This is a genomic window from Segatella sinensis (assembly GCF_040095255.1).
GTDB classification, from domain to species: Bacteria; Bacteroidota; Bacteroidia; order Bacteroidales; family Bacteroidaceae; genus Prevotella; species Prevotella sinensis.
The window spans coordinates 15,799-27,089 of sequence record NZ_JBBNGE010000046.1; the positions used below are offsets into that span (position 1 = coordinate 15,799).

The window sequence follows — 11,291 nt, forward strand, 5'->3', positions numbered from 1 at the left end:
AGGAAAAATGCGGGTAAAAATGCAGTTTTTTCTTCGTTTGTACTTTTAATTCGTTTTTTTTTGTTAAATTTGCACCCGATTAATAAATAATTAAGTGAATATACAAAGAAATGAAGACCGATTTTCGACCTGCATATATTAAGGACTTTGAGGCGTGTTGGAACATCATTGATCAGGCTCGTCGCTCTATGATTGCATCAGGACGTCATCAGTGGACTAATGACTATCCTGCCGAGCACGATATAAAAGACGACATCAACAATGGTAACGCATACGTACTTACCGTAGATGGCGAGGTGGCTGTCTATGGTGCAGTAGCACTCAATGGTGAACCACAGTACGATTTTATCGATGGCGACTGGCTTACCACAGGCGATTATTATGTAATACACCGCTTTGCGACGTTGCCTAAATATCAGCGTGAGGGTTTCGCACGTATATTTATTAATAAGGTGAATAGTCTCTGCGAGGTAGAAAAGGTTCCTAGCATCAAGGTAGATACCAATTTCGATAATCTTCCGATGATTAACTTGCTCTCTTCCATGGGCTTCTGCATCTGCGGAAGAATCAACTATGGGAACAGAGGTATGCGCTTTGCTTTCGAAAAGCAAACGATACAGCCACAAATACAATAACGATTTACAGACATTATGGAGGATAAATTAAATAGAATGAGAAGCTTGGTCAATCAACTGAACCAAGCTTCTGATGTTTATTATAACGGCAAAGGTGAAATCCTTACCGATTACGAATGGGATGCCCTGTTTGACCAACTCAAGAAGCTGGAAGAGGAAACCGGCGAAATTCTCCCCGATTCCCCTACCAACAAAGTTTCTGAAGATACTATCGTCGGTCAGAAGGAAGAACACGAGTTCGCAGCTCTCTCTCTGGCAAAGACCAAGAAGGTCAGCGACCTCGTCAAGTGGGCAGAAGACCGCCCTATCTGGATTTCCTGGAAGCTGGATGGTCTCACCTTGGTTGTGACATACGACAATGGCAAACTAACCAAGGTAGTGACTCGCGGTAATGGCCATATTGGCACCAACATTACGCATCTGGCACCAGCTATCAGTGGTATTCCGCTGTCTATCAGCGAAAAGGGACATCTCGTGATTCGTGGCGAGGCTGTCATCTCCTATGCCGACTTCGAGCAGTTTATCATCGAAAGCGAAGGTGATTACGCCAATCCCCGCAATCTTGCATCCGGATCTCTTTCTTTGAAAGATGTAGAAGAAGTAAAGCAGCGCCATATCCAATGGATTCCTTTCACCCTGGTTTATTGCGAACAGGAAATCACATCATGGGGCAAAAGAATGCAGTGGTTGAAAGAACAGGGTTTTCATCCGGTAGAACGCCAGAACATAGAGCAGCCAACTTCTGATAACATCCAAAAGGAAATTGATGCTTTTACAGCTAAGGTGACCAATAAAAAGAATCCTTTCCCTGTAGATGGTCTCGTCATCTGCTACGATGATACCTCCTATGCTGCTACAGGTTCCGTAACAGGTCATCATGCAACAAGAGCCGGTTACGCCTTCAAATGGCAAGATGAGCACGCCGATACCGAACTCGACCACATCGAATGGTCGTGTGCAGCCAATACCATCACTCCTGTGGCTGTCTTCAAGCCTGTAGAACTGGAAGGCACAACTGTTCAGCGAGCATCTCTCTGCAATGTAAGTGAATGCGAGCGTTTGGGTATCGGAGGCAAGGGAACCCGATTGCAGGTAATCAAGGCCAACAAGATTATCCCAAAGGTGATCAATGTGACAGAATCACTGGGTGTTTTTGAAATTCCTGAAGAGTGTCCTGTCTGCCATGCTGAAGCTATCGTTAGAGAAAGCGAAAGCGGTACGAAAACACTGCATTGTACCAACCCGCAATGTGCAGCGAAGCAGTTGAAGAAGTTCACGAGATTCGTAAGCAAGGAAGGTTTGAACATAGAAGGTATTTCAGAACAGACCATCTGGAAGCTGGTAAACGAAGGTTTGATCAGTGAGTATGCAGACTTTTATCATCTTTCTGATCATGCCTATGTCATCTCTTCCTGGGAAGGATTCGGAAAGAAGAGTGTAGGCAATATGCTGGAAAGCATACGCAAAAGCCGAAATACAGATGGTCGTCATCTGCTCTATGCACTGAACATCCCGCTGTGTGGAGGTGATGTCGCCAAAAAGCTGATTGAACGCTATCCAGTCAGGAAACTGATAGAAACCGCACGGCTCTGTATGTTTGATGATGAGTTTGCCAGCATAGACGGCATTGGTCCTGAAAAAAGTGCCAAATTCATCGCCTGGTTCAAAGATGACAACAACTTCGCTCATGTAGAGCATCTGATGAAGGAGCTGACCATTACAGAACAGGCAACTGTAGAGAAAGGCACGCTGTGTGATGGACTAACCTTCGTTGTAACGGGTGATGTTCATCATTATAAAAACCGCACCGAGCTGAAGGCTTACATCGAAAGCCAAGGTGGCAAGGTGACGGGAAGCGTTAGCAAGAGTACCAACTATCTGATTAATAACGATGCTGCCTCGCAGAGTTCAAAGAACAAGAAGGCACACGAACTCAACATCCCTATCATCACGGAAGATGAGTTCGTTGAGAAATTCGGATAAATAAAAATCCCTTAGACTTCAACAAGCCTAAGGGATTTTTATTTGGTTATTCTTGAATTAGTGCGTTCCGCAATATTGTCCCATAAAAAGGATACCGCCACTCTGACTGTCCTGAATCATATACACAAATGGACGGTCAGCGATGAACTCCACATTTCTTGTCTCCTCAGGTGCCATGGCTGTCAGCATCACGGCAGCAGTTACAGCAGCAGCCTTTGTTCCCTGCTCATTCACCTCTATCTTTGCCTTCTGAAGCATCTTGCTTACAAAGAAATTGCCGTCAGCAAAATGACTGAAGTTCGCTTTGCCTGCCACAAACATAGAAGGAGCACCCAAATCACTGATGATTGCATTCAGAGGCAGTTCCTGCTCGATAGTAAATTTAGGCAACTTGAGATTCACCATACAGTTTTCCATATTCTGCGAAATCTGATTCAGCTTCTCTTCATCCAAACCTTTCATCATTTCCTGGATATTCTTGCCCTCATTTGGCAGAAGTACCAGCATGCGATAGCTGCCATTACCATAAGGAAGATCTACAGCCTTGAAATCCTTGTTCTCAGTATAGAAGAGCTTCTTTACCTGATGCATCATTTCCACTTTCTGGATATCACGTGTATAGCCACGGAAGTTCTCCAGCTTGGTGTCCTTGGCATTGAACTTGTTCTGCCATGTTCCCTTGAAATAGATGGCATTCATCAAATACGATACTGCATCGGCTGAAACCTGATCAATAATACGTGGAATCATGCCGTTGGTCTTTTCCTTACACCAGCCATTGATGCGGTCAGTTGACTTGGGAGAGGTGAAATCCAGACTTTCAATACCTGCCTGATAGCCATCACTTACCTGCTGGGAGAAATTCTTGTTCAGCTTGAAGTTCTTGTTTACTGCGATATAATTGGCAATATTAACAGTTGTCTGCTTGTCTTGATGATTGGCATTAAGAAGCATAGCCTTATAAAGCTCATTCAGATCGTTGACAGAAACTCCTTCGCAACCGATAGCTTTCAAGATCTCCTGCTGAGTGATTCCATCCGCACCATTTGCCAGCATTCCCATCAGATAAGATACGCTCATAGGTGAAATCACCTTAGACCCCATATCTGTAACCTTATTGAAGAGGCGAAGCGCAAATGCATTGTTCTTCTTCACTATATCCTGCTGGGCGTCAGAAAGAACAAGATAGCTATTATCTAAATCCTCTTCATTCTTACCCATTTCGCTGTTCTTGCCTACATTAGAATTGCCGTTTATCTTCTTGCTGCTGGCACAAGAAGTCATAGCCATTGCAGCCATCATCATCAGGGCTGCCACAGTTAACTTACTTTCATTTCTCTTTTTCATAATCTTTTAATTTTGTTGATAATCTGTCTATGAAATGCAAGTTGCTGCGATTCCTTGCATCAGAAGGCTAAAATTTAAGACTCGTTAACTGCCTCCTTACCTGGCAACACACGCAAATGATATCTGTTACCATCAAAGTCAACACGCATCAGACTCTGAGGTTTGGTTATCTTGGCTAACTCAAGAGCCACATGCCCCATCGTTCTGCGAAGATTCAATTCTACACAAGATACAAGCTCTAACTGGCCATCCTTTGCAGCAATCATCATATCTACTCCAAATGGTCCGTTATAGTTTTCCTTTAATGCGGGTTCAACTATATCTATAATTTTCTGTCTTGCAGAGAGAAGTGCAACTTCACTAATGTATTTCTTCATTATTTCAACCTTTTCTTCTTCAGAGCAGAGCAAGTTGCCGGTATAAGCATTTTTGACGGTGTCGAAGAGCGAGAGTCCCAGATAGTGTACCTTGCCGTCAAGCATCTCAAATTCCATACCGAAATCTTTCACCTTATTATAATATGGCTCTACGGTAACACCACCCTGCCTGAAGATGATGTTGCTTACCCAGCGTTGGAAAGCCGGATATTCACCATTTGTCCGGAACTCATCGGCAGAAACATATTTCACGCCTCTTCCACTACTACTCCAAGGAGCCTTGACTACAGCCTTGCCCCACTTCATTACGCATTCCTTAACCAGAGCAAAGTTATCTGCTAATACTACATCCTGCTGCAGATGTTCAGCGGCCCATTGGCGGCTGCTTATCGCGCGTACCTTATCTAATACCTCATCAGTAGGCAGCATGATTTCCGGCAAACCGATACGTTCCAGCTCGCCTTTCAGACTCAAGTCCCATCCCCAAGGATGCACGCAGTCTATAAACTCCGTCTTAAGCAGATGCTCAAGCTGCAGTTTGGTTATAAACTCAACTTTTTCCACAAGGTGCTCACCCAAATGGCGCACCTTGTCGCGTGCATTGTCGATGTCGTCAACAAGCACCAAGTCACCCTGATCTGCCCACAAGGCAGGTATGAATGCAAGGTCGCTTCGCAACTGTCTTCCTGCATGAGGAGCTGTAAACTGTCGCAAATGAGCGGCCAATGCCAAATCGTGTTCTGGATTGAAGATATGTAGTTTCATACTGCAAAGATACAAATTATTGAGATAAAAACGGCAAAAGAAGGTAAGTTTTACTTAGAAAAGTGCTAAATAATGAAAAAAATGTTAGATTTTGCTATCTAGAGTTTGCAAATTTAAAATATATTATTACCTTTGCATCGTAAAAAACAAATATGAATCAATATTAAACGCATGGAAGAAGCATTCTTCAGAACACATACATATCTAGTTGAGCATATAGATGCTCCAGTCAGACGAACCTTGATGGATGAGATTGACTGGAACGATCGTATGATTGGCATCAAAGGCACTCGAGGCGTAGGTAAATCTACCTTTCTCCTCCAGTATGCCAAGGAACACTTTGGACCATACGATCGCAAGTGCTTGTATGTGAACATGAACAACTTCTATTTCCAGAGCAGAGGTATTGCCGATTTTGCAGGCGACTTCGTGAATCAAGGTGGACGAACACTCCTGATAGACCAGGTGTTCAAACAGCAGGACTGGAGCAAGGAACTCCGCAAATGCTACGATTTGTATCCTGAATTGAAGATTGTGTTTACAGGTTCCAGCGTAATGCGCTTGAAGGAAGAGAATCCAGAACTCAATGGCATCGTGAAGAGTTACAATCTCCGTGGCTTCTCATTCAGAGAATATATCAATCTGAAGACGGGCAACGATTTCCAGCCATACGAGCTCGAAGATATTCTCCGCAATCATGAGCACATCATCAAGCAGATCCTCCCCAAGGTGAGTCCAATGAAATACTTCAATGATTATCTGCATCATGGCTTCTACCCATTCTTCTTGGAACAGCGTAACTTCACAGAGAATCTACTAAAGACAATGAACATGATGACCGAGGTTGACATCCTCCTCATCAAGCAGATAGAACTGAAGTATCTGCCAAAAATAAAACGCCTGTTCTACGAGTTGGCTGTCGAAGGCGCCAAGGCTCCCAACGTGAGCCAGCTGGCCGAAAGCATCAATACAAGTAGGGCAACCGTGATGAACTACATTAAGTATCTGGCGGATTCCAGACTCATCAATATGATCTATCCAGAGGGGCAGGATTTTCCAAAGAAACCATCTAAGGTGATGATGCATAATACTAACTTGATGTACGCTATCTATCCTATACAGATTGACAAGCAGGAAGTGATGGAAACATTCTTCGTCAATTCACTTTGGAAAGACCACAAAGTTCACCAGGGCGGTAAAGACCACTATTATACAGTGGATGGCAACAGGAAATTCAGAATCTGTGATGCACAAACACCCAACAAGATGCGTAGTAATCCAGATACCATCTATGCCCGTTACAATACTGAGGTGGGCAAGGACAACAAGATTCCGTTATGGCTCTTGGGATTCCTGTATTAACGAAATTTCGAAAGAAGAATTAAATACAAAACATTTTTAATATTTTATCTAAAAGTAAAATGGCTAAAGAGAAAAAATTTATCACTTGTGATGGTAACACAGCTGCCGCACATGTAAGCTACATGTTTACTGAGGTTGCTGCTATCTACCCTATTACTCCATCATCACCAATGGCGGAGCATGTAGATGAATGGGCTGCCAAAGGTCGTAAGAACCTTTTCGGTCAGCGAGTTTCTATCCAGGAAATGGAATCAGAGGCTGGTGCTGCCGGTGCAGTTCACGGTTCTCTCCAGGCTGGTGCCTTGACTTCAACTTACACTGCTTCTCAGGGTTTGTTGCTGATGATTCCTAACATGTACAAGATTGCTGGTGAGTTGCTCCCTTGCGTGTTCAACGTATCAGCTCGTACATTGGCTTCTCACTCACTTTGTATCTTCGGTGACCACCAGGACGTAATGGCTTGCCGCCAGACTGGCTTCGCTATGTTCTGCTCTGGTTCTGTTCAGGAGGTGATGGACCTCTCTGCAGTTCCTCACTTGGCTACATTGGAGACAAAGGTTCCTTTCGTTAACTTCTTCGACGGTTTCCGTACTTCTCACGAGTACCACAAGATCGAGGAGATGGATATGGAAGACATCCGTCCATTGGTTAAGGAAGAGTTCATCGAGGACTTCCGTAACCGTGCTTTGACTCCTGAGCGTCCTGTTACTCGCGGTACCGCTGAGAACCCAGAGACATTCTTCACTCACCGTGAGGCTTGCAACCCTTACTACGATGCAATCCCTGAGGTTGTAGAGAAGTACTGCCAGGAGATGACTAAGATTACTGGCCGTGAGTATCACCTCTTCAACTACTATGGTGCTGAGGATGCAGAGAACATCATCATCCTGATGGGTTCTGCTACAGAGCCAGCTCGCGAGGCTATCGACTACTTGAACAAGCAGGGCAAGAAGGTTGGTATGGTTGCAGTTCACCTCTTCCGTCCATTCTCTGTTGACTTCTTGAAGAAGACTATCCCAGCTACCGTTAAGCGTATCGCTGTTCTCGACCGTACTAAGGAGCCAGGTGCAGAGGGTGAGCCATTGTACCTCGACGTTAAGTCAGCTCTCTACGATGACGAGCGCAAGCCATTGATCGTTGGCGGTCGCTACGGTCTCGGTTCTTCTGATACAACTCCAGCTAAGATCGTTGCTGTATTCAAGAACCTTGAGTTGCCACAGCCAAAGAACCACTTCACTGTAGGTATCGTTGATGACGTTACATTCACTTCTCTCCCAGAAGAGGAGGAAATCCCAATGGGTGGCGACGACTTGTTCGAGGCTAAGTTCTACGGTTTGGGTGCTGACGGTACTGTTGGTGCTAACAAGAACTCAGTTCAGATTATCGGTAACAATACTAACAAGTATTGCCAGGCATACTTCTCTTACGACTCTAAGAAGTCTGGTGGTTTCACCTGCTCTCACTTGCGTTTCGGCGACAGCCCTATCCACAGTGCTTATCAGGTAAATACTCCTAACTTCGTAGCTTGCCACGTACAGGCTTACCTCCACATGTACGATGTAACACGTGGTTTGCGTAAGAACGGTTTCTTCCTGTTGAACACTATCTTCGATGGTGAGGAGTTGGTTAACTTCATCCCTAACAAGGTAAAGCGTTACTTCGCTCAGAACAACATCACTGTTTACTATATCAACGCAACTAAGATTGCTCAGGAGATTGGTCTCGGTAACCGTACCAACACCATCCTCCAGTCTGCATTCTTCCGTATCACAGAGGTTATTCCTTTGGATCTCGCTGTAGAGCAGATGAAGGCATTCATCGTTAAGTCTTACTCTAAGAAGGGTCAGGACGTTGTTGACAAGAACTTCGGCGCTGTTGACCGTGGTGGTGAGTACAAGCAGTTGACAGTAGATCCAGCTTGGGCTAACCTCGCTGACGATGAGGCTAAGGAGGATAACGCTCCAGCATTCGTTAAGGAGCTCGTTCGTCCTATCAACGGCCAGGCAGGTGACCTCTTGAAGGTTTCTGACTTCGTTAAGCACAACACAGTTGACGGTACATGGCAGAACGGTACTGCAGCATTCGAAAAGCGTGGTGTTGAGGCATTCGTACCAGTATGGAACGTAGAGAACTGTATCCAGTGTAACAAGTGTTCATTCGTTTGTCCTCACGCAGCTATCCGTCCATTCGTATTGACCGACGAGGAGCTCGCAGGCATCGAGGGTCTCAAGACTCAGGATGTTAAGGCACCTAAGGCTTTGGCTGGAATGCACTTCCGCATCGAGATTTCAGTACTCGACTGTCTTGGTTGTGGTAACTGTGCTGACGTCTGCCCAGGTAAGAAGGGTGAGAAGGCGTTGACAATGGTTCCATTCAACGTAGACGCAGAGGATATGGTCAAGGAAGCAGCTAACTGGGAGTACCTCGTACACAAGGTAGCTTCTAAGCAGGATCTCGTAGACATCAAGCAGAGCCCTAAGAACTCTCAGTTCGCTCAGCCATTGTTCGAGTTCTCTGGTGCTTGCTCTGGTTGTGGTGAGACTCCATACGTTAAGTTGATTTCTCAGCTCTTCGGTGACCGTCAGATGATTGCTAACGCTACTGGTTGTTCTTCAATCTACTCAGCTTCTATCCCATCTACTCCATATACAAAGAACGCTAAGGGTCAGGGTCCTGCATTCGACAACTCATTGTTCGAGGACTTCTGCGAGTTCGGTCTCGGTATGGTAATGGGTAACAAGAAAATGAAGGAGCGCATCGCTCACTTGCTCGAGGAGGCTAAGGCTCAGGAGCATGTTCCTGCTGAGTTCGTAGCTGCTGCTGACAAGTGGATGGCTAACATGAACGATTCTGAGGGTTCTAAGGAGGCTGCTGCAGAGTTGAAGCCTCTTATCGCTGCCGGCGCTGAGAAGGGTTGCCCTATCTGCAAGGAGCTCAAGACTTTGGATCACTACCTCGTTAAGCGTTCACAGTGGATCATCGGTGGTGACGGTGCTTCTTATGATATCGGTTACGGTGGTCTCGACCACGTATTGGCTTCTGGTGAGGATGTTAACATCCTGGTACTCGATACTGAGGTTTACTCTAACACTGGTGGTCAGTCTTCTAAGTCTACTCCACTCGGTGCTATCGCACAGTTCGCAGCTCAGGGTAAGCGTATCCGTAAGAAGGATCTCGGTTTGATGCAGACTACATACGGTTACATCTACGTAGCTCAGGTAGCTATGGGTGCTGACAATGCCCAGACATTGAAGGCTATCCGCGAGGCTGAGGCTTATCCAGGTCCATCACTCATCATCGCTTACGCACCATGTATCAACCACGGTTTGAAGCGTAAGGGCGGCATGGGTCGTTCACAGCACGAGGAAGAGTTGGCTGTTGAGTGCGGTTACTGGCACTTGTGGCGTTACAACCCACTGTTGGCTGAAGAGGGTAAGAACCCATTCACACTCGACTCTAAGGCTCCTAACTGGGAGAACTTCCGCGACTTCCTGCTCGGTGAGGTTCGTTACCTCTCTGTACAGAAGGCATTCCCTAAGGAGGCTGATGAGCTCTTCTCTCAGGCAGAGAAGATGGCTAAGCTCCGTTACCAGACTTACGTTCGTAAGAGCCAGGAGGACTGGAGCGAGCAGATCTAATCTCAAATAAAATTTAGATTCTAACATAATGAGCCTTGGTTGTTATTTTGGCAACCAAGGCTTTTTTGTTTCCCTTTTCGTATCTTTCATGATTTCCCTCGCATAGGGTAACTGAATTTACTCACCCCACTCCTCCTTCACATCGAAGCAAGGACAATCCTTGCTGGCGAACTCATTGTGCCCATGAACCGTCGCCTCGGGATATTCCTCCTTCAGCTGCTCAATGAGCGCTTTCAGCGCTGCCTTCTGCTCTGGGGTTCGGGTGTCCTTCGGCTTGCCATCCTGGGATAGGCCGCCGATGTAGCAAACTCCGATACTCACGCTGTTGTGACCCTTGCAGTGGGCGCCCACCTCTTCTACTGATCTGCCCACGTGGATGCTTCCGTCACGGTAAATCACGAAATGATAACCGATGCAGAAAAAGCCACGCTCACGATGCCAACGGTCGATGTCGGCTACGGTGTAGTCACGACCTTCTCGGGTCGCACTACAATGAATGATGATTTCCTTGATCTTGCGCATAATAGAATAATGTATTTTATTTGAGATTGTGATTTACAAGAGTATATTTCGCAGGAATATTAGTTGGAAGAACAACCATATACTCTTTAGGAATATCATCTTTTCCCCAGTCTTTGATAACCAGCGTAACTTTCTCCTTTTTCGGCAAAGCATCGCTGACCATGTCGCAAAACTCCTGGAACTTCTCCTCGTTGTAAGCCACAAGTCCCGTCTTCAACGACTTGCCCATCACGATGCTTCCGTACTTCAATGCAAGCGGACCAAAGCCCGGCGTGATATAGGGCTTGCGAAGCACCGGCTTCTTAGGAACACGAGCCTTCTCCTCCATAATCGCAGGCATGGTTCTAACCTCCTCTACAATCTCAATCTTGAACTTCTTCTCCTCCTTCTCACCATTTTTCTTATTCTTCTCTTTCTCCTCTTCAATCTCCTTGAACTCTACCTCAATTTTCTTCTGAAACCTGATAGGTACAGGTGCAATTTTATAACGACCTGCACACAGGAATATCTTAGCCCACATTGCAGCTGTCTTTGATGAAAAACTTAAAGATTCCTAACGAAATCCTAGATTTTGGCAGTTTTCAGCCAATTACCTAGCTGATTTTGCATAAAGAATCCTAATTTGCGGCGAATGTTCGGGAAAATCCCCAAAATGCTACACC

At 45.6% G+C, this 11,291-nt stretch carries 8 protein-coding genes; 4 read left to right on the plus strand and 4 right to left on the minus strand.

The window, feature by feature from the left end:
- Nucleotides 1–110: 110 nt before the first annotated feature.
- Nucleotides 111–635 (plus strand): GNAT family N-acetyltransferase, encoded by a 525-nt coding sequence (locus tag AAAT87_RS11735; RefSeq protein ID WP_089542609.1) that lies wholly within the window; start codon nt 111–113, stop codon nt 633–635.
- Nucleotides 636–650: 15 nt separating this feature from the next.
- Nucleotides 651–2,618, plus strand: a complete 1,968-nt coding sequence (gene ligA / locus AAAT87_RS11740; RefSeq protein WP_349226523.1) for an NAD-dependent DNA ligase LigA — start codon at nt 651–653, stop codon at nt 2,616–2,618.
- Between the two features lie 57 nt (nt 2,619–2,675).
- Here the strand turns inward: ligA and AAAT87_RS11745 are convergent, their stop codons facing one another.
- Complete coding sequence (locus AAAT87_RS11745) at nt 2,676–3,965, minus strand: serpin family protein (protein WP_295024310.1); 1,290 nt, start codon at nt 3,963–3,965, stop codon at nt 2,676–2,678.
- Between the two features lie 74 nt (nt 3,966–4,039).
- A complete protein-coding gene (locus AAAT87_RS11750) occupies nt 4,040–5,107 on the minus strand; it encodes a hypothetical protein (RefSeq protein WP_295024312.1) in 1,068 nt (355 codons plus the stop codon).
- A 171-nt stretch (nt 5,108–5,278) separates the two neighbouring features.
- Here AAAT87_RS11750 and AAAT87_RS11755 point away from each other — a divergent pair, with 171 nt between their 5' ends.
- Nucleotides 5,279–6,469 carry an ATP-binding protein gene (locus AAAT87_RS11755; RefSeq protein ID WP_089542613.1) on the plus strand — a complete coding sequence of 397 codons (1,191 nt, stop codon included), beginning with the start codon at nt 5,279–5,281 and terminating at the stop codon, nt 6,467–6,469.
- A gap of 59 nt (nt 6,470–6,528) precedes the next feature.
- Nucleotides 6,529–10,107, plus strand: coding sequence for a pyruvate:ferredoxin (flavodoxin) oxidoreductase (gene nifJ / locus AAAT87_RS11760; RefSeq protein WP_298531683.1), 3,579 nt, complete (start codon nt 6,529–6,531; stop codon nt 10,105–10,107).
- A 117-nt stretch (nt 10,108–10,224) separates the two neighbouring features.
- On the opposite strand, the gene AAAT87_RS11765 is transcribed toward nifJ, so the two are convergent.
- On the minus strand, nt 10,225–10,629 hold the full coding sequence (locus tag AAAT87_RS11765) for an N-acetylmuramoyl-L-alanine amidase (protein WP_349226524.1): 405 nt from the start codon (nt 10,627–10,629) through the stop codon (nt 10,225–10,227).
- A gap of 16 nt (nt 10,630–10,645) precedes the next feature.
- Entirely contained in the window at nt 10,646–11,149 is a 504-nt protein-coding gene (locus tag AAAT87_RS11770) for a hypothetical protein (protein WP_349226525.1), read from the minus strand.
- Nucleotides 11,150–11,291 lie beyond the last annotated feature (142 nt).